A 17079-nucleotide genomic window follows, 5' to 3' on the forward strand; every position below is an offset into this window, starting at 1 on the left:
CGGAAGACTCGTTTTCCGTACGCGACGACGGACAGCCGCAGTCGACCGTGGACGAGGGAGCACACGTCTCCGTTTCAGGCGCAGGAGGGGTCGAGTACGCCGATAGAAGCGCGCCCAGTGGATGCGAGAGGGACGAGAACGATGGCGACTGCCAAGACGGTCGCGGCTGCGAACCTCTCACGCCAGATGTGACAGGGTTGGAACCAGTCTGTCGAAGACAAACAATTTTCCAGGTTATCTATCGGAATAAATTACTTATCTTGGCGGAGGTCTGGTTGGTCGATGACTTTGTTCCGTCTGCCGATTTGGTGGTCGAGTAACCGCTCCCTAGGGGCGACGTAAGATACGTTTGTGACACGTTCTGGTGCGTTCAGACTCTCACCTACCTGATTCATAATAATATGGGTAGGGGTTGGGTCACTGTTCGATGGCGTCGCAGCGACCGTTAGGACTCGCTAGCCAGACGGTACAGTCGGCTAGGCTGGCGTTTACCGCTGCCGTTCGATCGGCTAGCCCAGCCGTACGTGCGAGTGATGCGGGGGCACGAGTCCAGTGGTCGTCGACGCCAGCAGACGAGCATGAGAGTAACTATACCACAGCAGGCAGGGACAGGATGAACAGAACACGGAGAACAACACAGCTCTTGGCAGTCGTCTTCTCGGTACTGCTGGTGACGTCGGTCGCTAGCGTTGGCCTCCTGTCGAGTGTCGGAGGAGCGCAAGCACAACCAGTCGACAGTAGCGACGTACTGTATCGAGCGAACGCCGGTGGGAGCTTCACGACGGCCGACGGAGGGCAGTGGAGTTCACTCACTGACTATAAGGTCGCGGGCGAGGACCAAACCTCGACCCACGGCCAGCCGAGTACGATACATAGCTCGGTACCAGCCGGAACACCCGACCAGATCTGGGAGACGGAACGATGGGACCCCTCGAACGGCGAGGAGATGCAGTACGAGTTCTCCGTCCAGTCGGGCCAGCAGGTGGAGGTCCGACTCTACTTCTACGACGGGTACTCCGGCACCAGCAGCGTCGGTGACCGGGTCTTCGACGTGAGCGTCGAGGACCAGACCGTCGAGAACTTCGACATCATCGAACAGTACGGGGACGACACGGGCGCGATGAAGTCCTTCACCGTCACGAGCGACGGGACGATCGACGTCGACTTCGCCCACGTCACCGAGAACCCCCAGATCAACGCCATCGAGATCGTCTCGACGGAGCCACAGCCGGACACGCTCGGCGGTCCGTCGAGCGTCGACTTCGGTACGGTCGTCACCGACAACAGTGAGACCAAGACGGTCACCGTGACGAATCTCGGCGGTGACGGTGACCCCAGCATCGACGTCACTGACGTCTCCATGACCGGTGGCGACGCGAGCGCGTTCTCGGCAGGGTCGCCGTCGCAGACGACGCTCGCACCCGGCGAGTCAGCGGACATTCCGGTGACGTTCTCGCCCACGGACGCACAGGCCAAGGCCGCGACGATGGAGGTCACTCACTCGGGGAGCAACTCCCCACTCTCGATCGACCTCTCCGGAGAGGGCGCAAGTAGCGTCCCAGTTGGATTCAGCAAGTCCACTCTCCAGGGCTTCAGCGCCGGTAACCCGACGGCCATCGACTTCGGTCCCGACGGGCGCGCCTACGTGTCCACGCAGGGTGGAACGGTCTACGCGCTGAACGTCACCCGGACCGGCGAGAACAGCTACCAGGTCGTCAACGAGGTCGAGATCGACGCGATCAAACAGATTCCGAACCACGACGACAACGGCGACTACAATCCCGGCGAGAGCAACCGTCAGGTCACCGGTCTGACCGTCGGCGGGACCGCTGACCAACCGATCGTGTACGTCTCCTCGTCGGATCCGTCGATCGACGTCGGGGAAGACGACGACGATACCGACACCAACTCGGGGACGATCTCGCGGTTGACGATAACGCCGGGAGGCGACGGCGTGCTCCAGAGCGGCGAAATCGACCACGACGTGATGGTCATGGGGCTGCCGCGCTCGGAGGAGAACCACGCCACCAACGGACTAGACCTCTCCGGCGACGGGGACACGCTGTACGCCGCACAGGGCGGCAACACGAACAAGGGCGCGCCGGGCAACAACTTCGGCCACACGCCCGAGTTCGCCCTCTCGGCGGCCATCCTCGAGATCGACCTCGCGCAGATCGAGAGCAACTACCAGGCGAAGAACCTCCAGACCTACGACCCGCAGGGGAGTAGTCAGTCCTACCCGGACCTGGAGTTCTACTACGCCATCCCGACGATTCAGAACGACGACGCCACGGACGGCGACGACCTGCCGTTCGGAGGCAACGACGGGATTAACATGGCGAAGATCGTCGAGGGCGGCCCGGTCCAGGTCTACTCGCCCGGCTACCGGAACCCCTACGACCTGGTCGTGACGGAGAGCGGCCAGCTCTACGCCGCGGACCACGGCCCGAACGGGGGCTGGGGCGGCCAGCCCGTCGACGCGAACGGCAACATCGTCGCGGAGGAAGCTACCAACCACCCCAACGAGGACGGTAGCTTCTCGACGAGCGACCAGCTCGTCAAGGTCGACGAAGGCGACTACGGCGGGCACGCCGCTCCCATCCGCGCCAACCCAACGGGAGCGGACATTTACGATGCGGACGGGAACGTGATCTTCGACATCACGGAATCGAACTCTCCCGTCCCGTCGAGCATGGTCAACCCAATCGAGAGTGACTACATCCCGCCGACGAGCGGGTCGCCCGACCCGGGCGCCCCCGCTGGAAGCGCCAACACGATGGTCGACGAGAGCGGTGACCCCGTCCTCTTCGGCCCGACTGGTGCCACCGACGAGTACACCGCCTCGAACTTCGGCGGCGCGATGGAGGGCGACCTCCTGCAGGTCGAACTCGGTGGGTCGATCGATCGAGTCGAGCTGAGCGCCGACGGATCGACGGTCACGAACGTCGAGACCATCTTCAACACCGGTGGGCCGCTCGGACTCGATGCAGTCGGTGACGACGGACCGTTCCCCGGTACCGTCTGGACCGCCAACCACGGCGGGAACGACGTCACCGTCTTCGAGCCGAACGACTACGACGACAGCGGTGACGGCGGAGACCAGTGTACCGGTGCCGACGATCCGTCGCTCGACGAGGACGGCGACGGCTACGACAACGCCGACGAGATCGACGCGGGGACCGACCCCTGCTCCTCGGCGTCCACGCCCGCGGACTTCGACGACGACGGAACCTCGAACGTCAACGACCCTGACGACGACAACGACGGGCTCGACGACACCGAGGATCCGTTCGCGGTCGATCCGGCCAACGGCGTCGATACGACTCTCCCGGTCCAGCACGACCTCTCGGAACTGTCCGTGTTCGAGCAGGGCTGGACGGGCCTGATGACGAACGGACAGGACGACTACCAGGACCTCTACGACCCGACACAGATGACGGTCGGCGGTGCGGCCGAGGTCCTGACGGTCGAAGAGGTTCCGCCGGGCGACGCTCACGCGAGTACGAACACCCAGCAGTACGGGTTCCAGTTCGGCGTGAACGCGCCCGACGATCCGTTCACCGTGCACACGACGGTGAACGGCCTCCCTGCAAACCCCGAGAACTACCAGTCGCTGGGAGTGTACGTCGGCACCGGCGATCAGGACAACTACCTGAAGCTGGTGTCGGCCGCGAACGGCGGCACCGGTGGTATCGAGTTCGCCAAGGAGGTCGACGGAACGTTCACGCATCCGGGACCGAACATGGTAGATGACTCGAACGTCACTGGTCCCGACACGAATACGGATCTCTACCTGACCGTCGATCCGACGACGGATCCGAACCCGGACAACGGGCAGGACGAGGTCGCCGTCACTGCAGCGTATGCAGTCGACGGCAGTGAGAAGACCGAGGTGGCGACCGGAGCGATTCCGGCCTCGTGGCTCGACAGCTCGGACGGCTCGGGCCTTGCGGTCGGCGTCATCTCGACCTCCAACGGCGCGAGTTCGACGTTCTCCGCGACGTGGACGGACATCTCGGTCGAGTACGTGACCCCGCCCGCGAACCAGCCACCGGTGGCTGACGCGGGCGCGGACAGCACCGTCGACGAGGGCCAGCAGGTCACGCTCGACGCCTCCGGCAGCAGCGACCCGGACGGCGACCAGCTCGGCTACACGTGGACCCAGACGGCCGGTCCCGACGTCAGCCTGAGCGTGAACGACGGCGAACAGACGACGTTCACCGCACCCGAGGTCGACTCGGAGACGACGCTCACCTTCCAGGTCAGCGTCTCCGACGGAACCGCCTCGGACACGGACACCGTGAACGTCACCGTGCAGGACACGGACGCCGGCGACATGACCATCGCCGAGGCGGTCGCCAGCCAGAACCCCGACGGCGACGACGCGAAGATCGACTTCCAGGAGATCCAGACGGCGATCAACTGGTGGCAGACCGACGCCGAGGTTCCGAACACCGACGGCGAAACGATCGACTTCCAGGAGATCCAGCGTCTGAATACCCTCTGGCAGACCGACGCCACCGTCGGCGACGGTAGCGGTGGCGGCGACCAGTCGACCGGCTCGGCGCTGGTCGAGATCACGCCCGACTCGGGACTCGAGGCAACCACCTATGGTCAGGGTTCGTACCAGGTCACCAACACCGGCGAGAAGAACATCACATCGGTGTCGTTCGACCTGAGTTCGGCAACGCTGCCGGACATGGTGTTCGACCCGCAGGGCACCGCCGGTGACCCGACTGGTGAAGGACTCAACATCGTCGACGAGGGCGGTACCGGAATCGTCACCCAGCCAGGGACCGGCGAGGCGTTCTCCCAGCCGCACAACGGGCAGAACGCCGACGACGGTTACGACGTGATGACCGTCGAGTTCGACGACTTCCAGGCCGGTGAGACCGCCACCTTCTGGGCCGACAACGACCCGACCAGCATCAAAGGTGCCACGGTCGGGTCCCAGGAGGCCGGTCCCGTCTCGGGACTCGAACTCGCGCGGGCGACGGTGACGGTTACCTACGCGGACGGCACGACTCAGACCACCCAGCTGATGGGTGACGGCAGCGACGGCGGCGCGACCGCCGTCGTCGACAGTAGCGAGTCCTCCGCGCCGACCATCGGCGCGCAGGACGTGTCGCTCGACGGGAGCGTCCTCGACGACTACCACAGCGGGGCGACGGTCTCCGAGGCCGGCCAGACCATCACGGTTACCGGCGAACCTGGCGAGACGGTCACTCTCGTGCGCGTCGAGGGTGAACTCACGCTCCAGAACGTCCCGCAGCCGTACAACGACATCGAGGACCTCGAAGCCAACGACGCCGAGGCCGTCGAGTACTACACGGTCACGCTCGACTCGAACGGCGAGGCTGCGGTCCCGGTCACGCTGACCAACACCACGTCCGACGGCGACGCCAACGCCGGCTACAACTACTTCGTGGCCGCGCACGGCACGCCCTCGGGCGACGGCGACATGGGCCTCGCCTCCAACGTCGTGGTGCTGAAGTACGACGAGAGCGCCGGCGACGGCGACACCGGCCAGCCCGGTGACGTCGTCTTCGCGGTCAACGCCGGCGGCTCGGAGTACACCGCCACCGACGGGACGGTCTACCAGGCCGACACCAACTTCGACGGCGGCTCGACGTACAGCGTCTCGGAGCCCATCGAGAACACGACCGACGACGCGCTGTACCAGACCGAACGGTACGGCGGCTCGTTCGGCTACGACGTCCCGGTTTCCGAGAACGGAACGTACGAGGTCACCCTGCAGTTCGCGGAGATCTACCAGGGCGTCTCGCCGAACGACAGCCCCGATTCGTCGGGGCCCACTGACGGCACCAACGAGAACGACCGGCTCTTCAACGCGTCCATCGAGGGCCAGCAGGTCCTGACGAACTACGACATCTTCGCGGAGGTCGGCCCGCTCACCGCGACCGACAAGACGTTCACCACGGAGGTCACTGACGGCACGCTGAACGTCGACTTCAGCGTCGTCAACGACAACGCGAAGATAAGCGCGATCACGGTCACGAAGGTCGACGACGGCTCCGGTGGCTCGAACACCGCGCCGACGATCGACGCCATCGCGGATCAGACGGTCACCGAGGGCGACTCGACGACCGTCCCGGTCACCGCATCCGACGCCGACGGCGACAGCGTGTCGCTGTCGGTGAACGGTCCGGACTTCGTGAGCCTCTCGAACGGCGAGCTGACGATCGCTCCGCAGTCCGGTGACGCGGGCACGTACACGGTCGAGGTCGTCGCCGACGACGGCACGACCACGACGACCGAGTCGTTCCAGCTCACCGTCGAGGAAGCGGCCTCGGGCGGCTCCGGATCCGCCGACTTCGCGGTCAACGCGGACAGCGGCGTCGACGCGAGCACCTACGGCGGTGGCTCGTTCGAGATAACCAACACCGGCGACAAGCAGATCTCGTCGGTCACCTACGACCTGAGTTCGGCGACGTTCCCCGACGTAGTGTTCGACCCGCAGGGGACCGCCGGCGACGCGGGGTCGAAGGGCTTCACGCCCGACAGCGGCGAGAGCGCGGTCGACCCCTCGGGGTCGTTCGCAGCGCCGCACAACGGACAGAATGGCGACGACGGCTACGACGAACTGGCCGTCGACTTCGGCGACTTCGACACCGGCGAGACGTTCGCCTTCTCGACGGACATCGACCCGACCAGCATCAAGAACGCCCAGGGGACGGGCGCGGCAGGCTCCGTCTCCGGGCTGGAGCTGTCGGGCGCGACGGTGACCGTCGAGTACGCCGACGGCAGCACGCAGACGACGCAACTGTTCGGCGACGGCAGTGCCGGTGGCTCGCAGGCCACCGCGAAGGCCGACGTCGCGACCGCGCCGACGCTCGGGGCCGACGGCATCTCGCTCGATTCGAGTGCCCTCGACTCCCAGCACAGCGCGGCGACGGTCTCCGAGGCCGGACAGACCATCACGGTCTCCGGTCCGGCCGACGCGACCGTGCAGCTCCTCCACGTGGAGGGGCAGCTCGAACTCGCCAACCAGGCAGACGGCTACGACCTCGAGGAGTACGAGGCGAACACGGCCAACACCGTCGACTATCAGACGGTTCAGCTCGACAGTAACGGGCAGGCCACGGTCGACGTCACCCTCGCCAACACGTCGAGCAGCGGCGTCGAGGGCGGCTTCAACCACTTCGTCGCGGCCGTGCAGGACGGCAGCGGCGACACCGGCGCGACCTCGAACGCGGTCGTGCTGAAGTACGACCAGAACGCCGGCTCGTCGAGCGCGCAGGCCCTTCACCGGGTGAACGTGGGCGAGAGCGCGACCGTCTCGGCCACCGACGACGGTCCTGACTGGACTGGCGTCGCGGACACCAGTTCGCAGTACCTCGAATCGGTCGGCAGTACCAACGCCGGAAACTACTGTGACGGCGACGAGATTACGCCCGACAGCACGGTTCCTTCGTCAACGCCCGACGCAGTATGGGGCTGTGAGCGCTACGGAGAGATGACGTGGGAGTTCTCGGTGGATTCCGGCCAGGAGGCCGAGGTGCGACTCTACCTCGGCAACTCGTTCCCCGGCGCGAGCGAGGAAGGAGACCGTCAGTTCAACGTCTCTATCGAGGGCCAGCAGGTGCTGACCCAGTACGACCCGGTGGCCGACGTCGGCCACGCGACCGGGACGATGAAGAGCTTCACCGTCACCGACGACGGGGACGGGAGCATCACGGTCACCTTCGAGAAGGGGGCGGTCGAGAACCCCGAGGTCCGAGCCATCGAGATCGTCGAAACGGAGGACAGTTCGCAGTAGCGACGCTCGACCACTCGGACCGATGAGCGGGAATTCCGCATCTGCCGTCGTTGGCCGCCCGGGGTCGACCAGCGGGGTCGGCCGCTGCAGCGCCAACGGGGGCAGCGAGCGGACGCGGGCCGATGACGGCCCAGGTCCGACCTGGAACGTCAGTGGTCGGCGTCGACCGGCGCTCTTCGGGGGTAACCAAGCACACCGAATCGCGCCGGTTCGGCCGACCTCCCACGGCTCGAGGCCCCACTTCCCGTCCGTCGAGGCACCGGGGCTTGCCAGTCTCGGCCAGCGCATCGCGCGATAACCAACCCAACGAACCCAGTAATTCCAAAACACAGAATGAAAGACACAGCGCAGAAACGGCTCAGACAGACAACCGCCGCGCTCGCGGCACTCATGCTCGTCCTGTCGGTCCTCGGACCGGTCGGGACGATCGCGGCCGCCCCGGGCGTATCGGTCTCGAACTCGCCGTCGACGACGACGGCGACACCCGGCGAGACAGTAACGATTACGACGACAGTCAGCGCCTCCGACATCAACGGGCAGGGACTACAAGTGTTCCTCCCGGCAGGGTGGCAAGGGACGGTGACCGACGCCGACGGTGGCGCAGCGAAGCCACCGGCCGGGAGTGCGAACGTCCTGGAGGTCATCTGGCTCAGTACCGGTGACTACGAGGTCACCTACGAGGTGCAAGTCCCGGACGACGCCACGCCGGGCGACTACACCGTCACCGCCGAGGGCTCGGGAATCGACCCCGGTAACGTCGACGACCCGGACGACGACACCCGTCTCGTCGACTCGGCTCAGACCACCATTACGGTCGAGGATCCCACGGCCAACACCCCGCCCACGGCTGATGCGGGCGACGACCAGACGGTCGACGAAGGTACCTCGGTCCAGCTGGACGCCTCCGGCAGCAGCGACCCGGACGGCGACGCGCTGAGCTACTCGTGGACCCAGACCGCTGGTCCCGCGGTGAGCCTCTCGGACACCTCGTCGGCGACGCCGACGTTCACCGCGCCGGACGTCGATGCCGAGACGACGCTCACCTTCGAAGTGGAGGTCTCCGACGGGAACGGCGGCACCGCCACCGATACTGTCTCGGTCACCGTCGAGCCCGTCGCCCCGCCGAACCAGTCGCCGACGGCAGCGTTCAGCGGCCCGTCGAACGCCCAGACCGGGGAACAGGTGACTTTCGACGCCTCGGCGTCGACCGACCCCGACGGCTCCATCGCGAGCTACGAGTGGGACTTCGGCGACGGCACCACCGCCACCGGCGAGTCAGTGGTGCACACCTTCGACTCTGCGGGCGAGTACGAGGTGACGCTCACCGTCACGGACGACGACGGGGCGACGACCACGACCACGAAGACTGTCACGGTCGAGGAATCGCAGCCCACCCCCGGACCGTCGACCGCAGTGAGCCTCGCGCCGAGCGAGGACCTGGTCGGCGTCGACCAGAACAGTTCGTTCGACCTGATGGTCGAGAGCGCCGACGGCGGTGTCGGCACCTACAGCATCACGGTCGAACTTTCCAACCCGAGCGTCGCGACCATCGAAGACGTCCAGCTGAACGGCGCGAACGACGCCTTCACCGACGTTCAGATCGCCGACGACGGTTCCTCGGTGACGATCGAAGCGGTGGCCGTCGACACGAACGACACTGGAAGCGTCTCGCTCGGCACCATCACGGTGCAAGGTACCGCCGAAGGGGAGAGCGACCTGTCCCTTACGGTCAACAGCCTCGGCACTGAGAGTGGTGAAAAGTATGCCGTGACTGAGGTCACCGGCGCGTCGATCACCGTCTCCGAACTCGTGGTCGGCGACTCGCAGAACCCGGCACAGGATCTCGACGGCGACGGCGTCTACGAGGACGTCAACGGTGACGGAACGGTCGACGTCGCTGACGTCCAGACGCTGTGGGCGAACCGCAACGGGGCAACCGTGACCGGCTCGCCCGAGGCGTTCGACTTCAACGGCGACGGCACGTTCGACCTCCTCGACATCCAGACGCTGTACTACCAGATCCAGGAGAGCGCCTAACGCTCCACCACCACACTACAAGGACCAACAATGGAGGTGAAATCACTTCGCGCGGTGTTCGCGACCGAGGGATGGTATGCCATCCTCGCCATCGTCCTTCTGCTCGTCGCCCCTGTCGCTATAGCGAACGCGGCTGAGACGTCGACAGTGACACTCGACGCTACGAACGCTCGAGTCGACGCCTCGGAAACCACGACGGTCGATATCGTCGCTAACGATATCACCGGCGGCGTCGGTGCATACAGTCTGTCAGTCGAACTCACCGACCCGAGCGTTGCAACGATCACGAACGTCGAGTTCGCTGGCGACCCGAAATATAAGACGGTCGAGATCGCAAACGACGGCTCACGTGCAACGATCAGAGCCGCAGTGGCGAACACGACGGACTCCGGAAGCGCGAAAATCGTCTCGGTGACCGTCCGTGGTGACGACGACGGGTCGACGAACATCGACCTCGCAGTGTCAGTGCTTACGGACGAAGACGGCTCGAAGTACGCGACGGAGACGAACGGTGCGTCACTCACGGTGTTCCAGGCCGATGACGACGAGAGCGATGACGATGACGATACCTCGGACGACGAGGACACGACGACTACGACGACCACGGATGGCGAGGACGATGACGAGACGACGACTGACGGGACGGACGAGCCGACCTCGAGCGACGAGACGACCACGTCGACCACGGACGACGAGAACCAGCCATCCACGACGTCCACCTCGTCTCCGGCACCCACGACGAACAACGACGGCCAGCCCGGTTTCGGCGTCGTGATTGCGCTCGTCGCGCTCCTCGCTGCAGCACATCTCGTCACTCGACGAGCCTCGTAACACTCCCAATCAAGATTTTTCTTCGGCGGTCCGTGCCGACACGGGCGTCGGTCACGCGTCAGTCGACAGTTGCAGACGAGAGCGACGGAGCTCCCACACTACCGCCACTCGTGTCGAGCAGGTACTCGCCAGTGGATTCCCCGCTCCCTCCTTGCTCGATATTGGCTGCCGAATCGAAGCCTGCGTTCCTCGTCGGTGTCAAGTCCCCATTCTGGCACGGGTTCTCTCCGTAGCAGCCGTTTTTGCCCCGACTACTTGCAGTCGCGGCCATCGAGCCAGCTACTCTCGCAGTACTGCTTCTCGATCGTCCCGTCCACGAACCTGACTGATCGCCCACGCCAGTCCGAACACCGCCACAGCAGTCAGAAGGTGTTTGAGCAACGAATCCTCCCTCTCAGCGTTCTCCGTCGGTACCATCAGTTACTGTTCGATCCCTACACGGATACGTTGCACCACCCGATAGCCAGGCTGTCGGGGTGATACAGAGCCGACGCTATCGTGACGAAGTGAGCTATAACTGCCTGGTACACGAGGGAGACGTATGCCCGACCGAACTGAAGTCGCGGACGTCATCGTCGTTGGCTGCGGACCTGGCGGCGCTGTCCTCGCGTACCTCCTCGCGCGGAGCGGCGTCGACGTCGCGCTCGTCGAGCGAGCCAGGACCTTCGAGCGCGAATACCGGGGGTTCGGGTGGAATCCGGGCGTCATTCGTCTGTTCGACGAGATGGACGTCCTCGACGACGTTCTCGCGCTCGCCCACGAGACCGTCACCGAGGGCACGTTCTCGCTCTACGGCGAGCAGGTCACCGTGCTCGATTTCGACCTGCTCGACACCGACTATCCGTACGCGCTCATGATGGAGCAGCCGGCGCTCCTGGAGTGTCTCGTCGAGCACGCCAGCACGTACGACGGCTTCGCGTTCCACCCCGCCACGACCGTTACTGACCTCCAAGTCGACGACTCGGGCGCGGTTCGTGGAGCGGAGGCCCACGACCGCGAGGCCGCCGAGGACGTCAGGTTCGAGGCGCGTGCCGTGGTGGGTGCCGACGGCCGGTACTCGACCGTCCGCAAGCGTGCGGGCATCGACCCTGGATTGTTCGAGTCACCCATCGATCTCGTGTGGTTCAAGCTCCCGCAGGGCGCCGTCGACGCCAGCACCCAGGGCCACATCGACCGCGACGGCGTCCTCGTGTACTTCGGGCTGGGCGCCGGCGACCTCCAGGTCGGCTACCTCGTCCGGGACGACGAGTGGTCCGGCGTCCGAGAGGCGGGATTCGGTGCGTTCCTCCGGCGGGTCGCCGCCATCAATCCGGAGCTGGCAGCGGCCATCGACGCGCACCTGGACGGGTTCCAAGAGACGACGTTGCTGGACGTCGCACCCGGCGTCGCGGACACGTGGACCCGGGACGGGCTCGTGCTTTTGGGCGACGCCGCCCACACTGCGAGCCCCATCGGCGCACAGGGCAATCCTCTCGCCGTCGAGGACGCCGTCGTCGCCCACGATGTCCTCGTCGACGCGCTCACGTACACGGAGGGGACTCTATCCGACGAGACGCTTCGGGACTTCGAGCGTCGACGCCGGCCGACCGTCGAGCGCGTCATCTCGCTCCAGCGGCGCGCCGCGGACAACCTACGGTTCTGGCTCGACTACGGTCGGTACGTCCCGGCGTGGCTCGTCCGGGGATCGGCGGCGGCCTTCGACTGGCTGGCCCCGCACTCGCGGCTGATTCGGGGCGCGGTCGAATCGTTCGCGCTCGGCGATCAGTCCGTTTCTGTCGCCCGGTCACACTTCACGGACTGATGCCAGCCGAGCAGTGGGAGTATCGCTGGCTACCGTAACTCTGCCCCAGCCTCAGTGACGGGCGTCCCCGTTTCTCACGTCCCGAGGACGAGATGACTCGAGTCTTCGTGGTCCGAGCCTGCTTCTCGCGGTACTCTCCACCGGGAGTCAGTGCGAGAGGTATCGTGGGAGTTCTCGGGCCGACCCGGGTGACGTCTCCGAGTCGAAGGAGACCCATCACTGCCCTCCGGATTCGACGCTTCCATCGGGAACGTCCGACCCTCCGTCCGCGTGGATTCGTGCGAGGAACGTCTGGACAGCGGCGGTGAAGTAGTCGGGATTGTCGAGGTTCGAGGCGTGGCCGGCGTCCGGCACTTCGTCGACCTCCACGTCCGAGACGTGGGCCGCCAGCTCCGCTGCGTGGCGCTTGACGAACGGGAGTTCGTTCTCGCCGTACAGGACCAGCGTCGGAACCGTAATCGCCGAGAGATCGACCGACAGTTCGTGAAACCGGGTCATCGACCGAATCACCTTCGCGAACTCGTCGGTGGCCATCTTCGGTCCCGTTTCGCGGAGTCGTTCTATCTTCTCGTAATCGCCGCTGGAGCCCCCGAAGAGTCGCTCTGTCAGCCACACGTTGGCCTTCTCGACCCGTTCGTATCCGACGAGTCGAACTGGTGGAACGAAGCCGTTCATCACCAGCCGGCGCAGGAACCACTCGCCGCGAGTGAGGATTCTCGGCGTGAACGTGTCGGCGAGTATCAGCCCAGCGATGCTCTCGGGATACGTCGCTGCGTACTTCAGTGCGATCGCCCCGCCCATGGAGAGGCCACAGAGAACCGGTCGGTCGAGACCGAGTGCAGTGACGAGAGCGTGGAGGTCCTCGACAAAGAGGTCCATCGTGTACTCGGGTTCGGTCGAGCCACCCGTCCGACCGTGCCCGCGGACGTCGTAGACTATCGTCGCGTAGTCGTCGCTGAGCGCGTCCACCTGCTGTTTCCACATCGTCCGGTCGACGATGGAGGCGTGGACGAACACCAGCGGCGGGCCCTCGCCACGTCGCTCGTAGTACGTCTCGATGTCGTTCGTCTGGACCGTCGGCATGTGGTCTCTAGAAGCGCTCGATGGGGATGAACTCACGGACGGAGGGTCGTTCACGGGACACTCCGCTTCTCCGGGACCCCCTCGCTCGGTACCAGAGCGTTAGATTTGCCCTCACCGGCTCGGGCGGCTAGCTGTCACTCTCGTTGGAACCTCCGCAACCTTTATTTCTCTTCTTAGAAATATTTTTTAATACGGAACTCGTGCGTTCGCGCATCTGTGATAGAGGTTGGGGCAGACGGGACCGTCGGACAGTCGACTCCTGTCTTCTCCGTGCGACCGGCGCACGGAACCTGTCACAGAGGACCTCCGTTCCGCATCATCGACCACCGCACTATGACACACCCAAACGCCAGAGTCGACGACGGAACACCCCCAACGGGAGAACGAACGAAAGCCCTCGAACATATCGTCGACGCTCTGGACGCTGACGAGATGGACGAGACGAACTATCACCTTCGGGAAGCGCTCCAGTTACTCACGATAGAGGAGCATTCTCGGGAGAGGCCCCTCGAAGAGGACGGCGTAGCGTCCGGGGAGACGTCCCCCTGAAGGGAGGAGCCGGTGGGAGAACCCACACCGAGTTTTGGAGCATCCGTATCGAGTATCTACAGGTAAGATTATGACGAAAGTGCCGTTGGCGGAACCGTTATCACAGCCGATTACCTATGGCGACCATGACCTCCTCGGGCCCGTCTCGGGACATCTACGCCCAAACGCTGGCCGTCTTCGACCGACCCTCTCACGCGCACGAGCCGCTCACGACTACGGAAGTCGCGGAGGCACTCGACTGCACGCGGCGAACGGTCTACAAACGGCTGGACAAACTCGTCGACCGCGGTGACTTGCACACCAAGAAGGTAGGTTCCAGCGCGCGAGTCTGGTGGCGAGCGTCCGCAGACGCCGGCCATACGACGAACGACACTGGAGGGGGCACCGAAGGGGCTCTCCAGACGGAACGCGAGCGCTTCGGAGCGCTCGTACAGGCGGTCGAGGAGTACGCAATTTTCATGCTCGACCCCGACGGGCACATCCGAAGCTGGAACAGTGGCGCCGAACGCCTGAAAGGCTACACCGAAGACGAAATCCTCGGCAAGCACTTAGCGACGTTCTACACCGACGAGGACTGTGAGGCGGGCGTACCGCAAACGAACCTCGCGACCGCCGCCGAGGAGGGAGTGGTCGAGGACGAGGGATGGCGCGTTCGCAAGGACGGCACGACGTTCTGGGCGAACGCCACGATCACGGCTATCCGCGACGACGACGGCACGTTGCTGGGGTACGCGAAGGTGACCCGCGACATGACCGAGCGGCGCGAGCGCGAGCGCCAACTCCGCCGCGAGCGCGACAAACTGGAGGAAGACCTCAACGAGGTGTTCGAACGGACCACCGACGGCGTCGTGGCGATCGACGACGAGTGGCAGGTAACGTACGTGAACGAGCACGCAGAGGACCTCATCGGTCGTTCCGCGGACGAACTGGTCGGCAAAGGACTCTCGGAGCAGCTCCCGGAGGGACCCTTCCGGAATCTGCTCCACGACCAGTACCAGGAGGCGATGGAGACCCAGGAACCGGCGAACTTCGAGATGTATTCGGACCTCGTCGAGGGATGGGTCGAAGTTCACGCCTACCCCTCGCCGTCCGGTCTGTCGATCTACTTCCGGGATATCACTCGTCGTAAAGAGTACGAACAGGAGCTAGAGCAGTACCAGCGAATCGTCGAAACGGTCGACGACGGCATCTACGCGGTCGATTCGGACGCACAGTTCGTACTGGTCAACGACGCGTTCTGTGAGCTGACGGGCTACGACCGCGAGGAGTTGCTGGAAGGACACGCAACGATGATTCACGGGGAAGAAATCACTCCCAGCGCTTCCGAACTGGCCGACGAGGTGGCAGCGGGCGAGCGCGACGCGGCGACCCTCGAACTGAGTATCCACAGAAAAGACGGTGAGACGGTGCCAGTAGAGAGTCGACTGGGTCCGTTTCCGTTAGCTGACGAGAGCGGTCGGTGTGGGGTGATTCGAGATATCTCCGATCGCGTCGAACGCGAACGCGAACTCGAACAACAGAACGAGCGCCTGGAGAGTTTCGCCAGCATGCTCGCCCACGAACTCCGGAACCCCCTCACCATCGGCCAGATGTACACTCAGAACCTGCCAGCCGATACAGCGCCAGAGGCGGTAGACTACATCACGGAAGCGTTCGACCGTATCGAAGACACCATCGATATCCTGTTGGCACTGACCAAGGGCCGCGAGGCGGTCGGTGGGAATAGCGAAGTCGAACTCGCGGACACCGCGCATGCGGCGTGGGAGGAAGTGGATGCACCCAGGGCGACGGTAGCGGTGGAGATAGACGGCAGGATACAGGCGGACGGAACGTACATTCAGCATCTGTTCCGGAACATGTTCGAGAACGCCGTCGAACACGGCGGGGCGGACGTCAGCGTGACGGTCGGCGAGTTACCGACCGGATTCTACGTGGCGGACGACGGAAGTGGAATCTCCGTCGAGGACACCGAGGCCGTGTTCAAGCCCGGCTTCACCACGGCGGCCGAACTGGGCGGAACCGGGTTAGGGCTGGCGTTCGTCCGGGAGATGGCCGACGTGTACGGGTGGACGTGTACAGTAACCGAAAGCGACGCCGGCGGTGCACGATTCGAGTTCAGAAACGTCGACCGCAGCGGCGGGAGTCGCTAGTCGGTCGCTCCCGGGAGAGGTACGGACACCATCGTCCGCAACGGGGCAGTGACGAAACGGGATGCGACGTGCCCTGAATCGACCGTCTCCATCGGCCGTTCCCGGACGTCTTTCGCCGACACGGCCGCAGCGACGAACCGGGGAAACGGTCACTTCGAACCGTACTCGATGGTTCCGTTCCAGACGTCGTACTTGTCGTCGTACTTCTTGTCCTCTTCGAGCAGCAACACCTGCACCTTCAGGGTGCCGGAGTCGAACTGGCTGAGGGCGTCCGGCAGCACTTCGAGCGTGTACGTGCCGCTTTTCTTCTGCTCCCAGCGAACGTCCTTCCTGGTGATCCACGTACCGTTTATCTTGACCATGAAGTAGGGTTCGCCGTCGCTCTCGGGGTCGACGTTGTTCATCAGCGTGTCCGCGGTGACCCGGACGTCGAAATCGCTGTATCCGCCACCGCTGGCGTTCTTCTTGTCGACGAACTCGACGCTGGAGATGCGGTCGGAGAGCCTGTTTTGGAAGGGCGTCCGCGGCTCCGTCGGGCGTATCCACATCTCTGTCGTCTGCGTCGTGGTCGTCGTGCTCGTCGTCGAGGCGACGGTGGTAGTGGTCGGCGTCGAAGTACTCGTCGGCGTCGGAGTGGAGTTCGTGGTCGTTGCGGTGGTGGACGTCGCGTCCGTCCCGTCAGTCGAGCCGCCGAAGCCGGTGCAGCCGGCGAGCAGCACGGCGAAGACGAGCACGACAGCTGTGAGACGTTGGCTGTTCACAACCGATGATTGACCGAGAACAAGGTAACCCTTAGGATTGGTCAACGAGCCGATAATGACTCGACGGCCGTCTCGTCCTGTCGAGAC

The 17079-nt window shown here is 64.7% G+C and carries 8 protein-coding genes; 6 read left to right on the forward strand and 2 right to left on the reverse strand.

Annotated elements, in window-relative coordinates:
- Window positions 1-643 precede the first annotated feature (643 nt).
- The 4 genes from ACTF4R_RS02830 to ACTF4R_RS02845 all read left to right on the forward strand — a co-directional run bounded on the left by ACTF4R_RS02830 (window position 644) and on the right by ACTF4R_RS02845 (window position 12449).
- Entirely contained in the window at window positions 644-7780 is a 7137-nt protein-coding gene (locus ACTF4R_RS02830; RefSeq protein ID WP_440006077.1) for a malectin domain-containing carbohydrate-binding protein, read from the forward strand.
- 333 nt (window positions 7781-8113) lie between these two features.
- Complete coding sequence (locus tag ACTF4R_RS02835; protein ID WP_440006079.1) at window positions 8114-9817, forward strand: PKD domain-containing protein; 1704 nt, start codon at window positions 8114-8116, stop codon at window positions 9815-9817.
- 30 nt (window positions 9818-9847) lie between these two features.
- Window positions 9848-10648 (forward strand): PGF-CTERM sorting domain-containing protein, encoded by an 801-nt coding sequence (locus ACTF4R_RS02840; protein WP_440006081.1) that lies wholly within the window; start codon window positions 9848-9850, stop codon window positions 10646-10648.
- A gap of 541 nt (window positions 10649-11189) precedes the next feature.
- A complete protein-coding gene (locus ACTF4R_RS02845) occupies window positions 11190-12449 on the forward strand; it encodes an FAD-dependent monooxygenase (protein WP_440006082.1) in 1260 nt (419 codons plus the stop codon).
- A 216-nt stretch (window positions 12450-12665) separates the two neighbouring features.
- Here the strand turns inward: ACTF4R_RS02845 and ACTF4R_RS02850 are convergent, their stop codons facing one another.
- Window positions 12666-13532, reverse strand: a complete 867-nt coding sequence (locus ACTF4R_RS02850; protein WP_440006084.1) for an alpha/beta fold hydrolase — start codon at window positions 13530-13532, stop codon at window positions 12666-12668.
- Between the two features lie 216 nt (window positions 13533-13748).
- On the opposite strand from ACTF4R_RS02850, the gene ACTF4R_RS02855 reads away from it, so the two are divergent.
- Complete coding sequence (locus ACTF4R_RS02855) at window positions 13749-14081, forward strand: hypothetical protein (protein WP_440006085.1); 333 nt, start codon at window positions 13749-13751, stop codon at window positions 14079-14081.
- A gap of 125 nt (window positions 14082-14206) precedes the next feature.
- Window positions 14207-16231, forward strand: coding sequence for a PAS domain-containing protein (locus ACTF4R_RS02860; protein WP_440006086.1), 2025 nt, complete (start codon window positions 14207-14209; stop codon window positions 16229-16231).
- A gap of 149 nt (window positions 16232-16380) precedes the next feature.
- Here the strand turns inward: ACTF4R_RS02860 and ACTF4R_RS02865 are convergent, their stop codons facing one another.
- On the reverse strand, window positions 16381-16992 hold the full coding sequence (locus tag ACTF4R_RS02865; protein WP_440006087.1) for a hypothetical protein: 612 nt from the start codon (window positions 16990-16992) through the stop codon (window positions 16381-16383).
- Window positions 16993-17079: the final 87 nt, after the last annotated feature.

It is taken from the genome of Halomicrococcus pelagicus (assembly GCF_051917725.1).
Lineage (GTDB): Archaea > Halobacteriota > Halobacteria > Halobacteriales > Haladaptataceae > Halomicrococcus.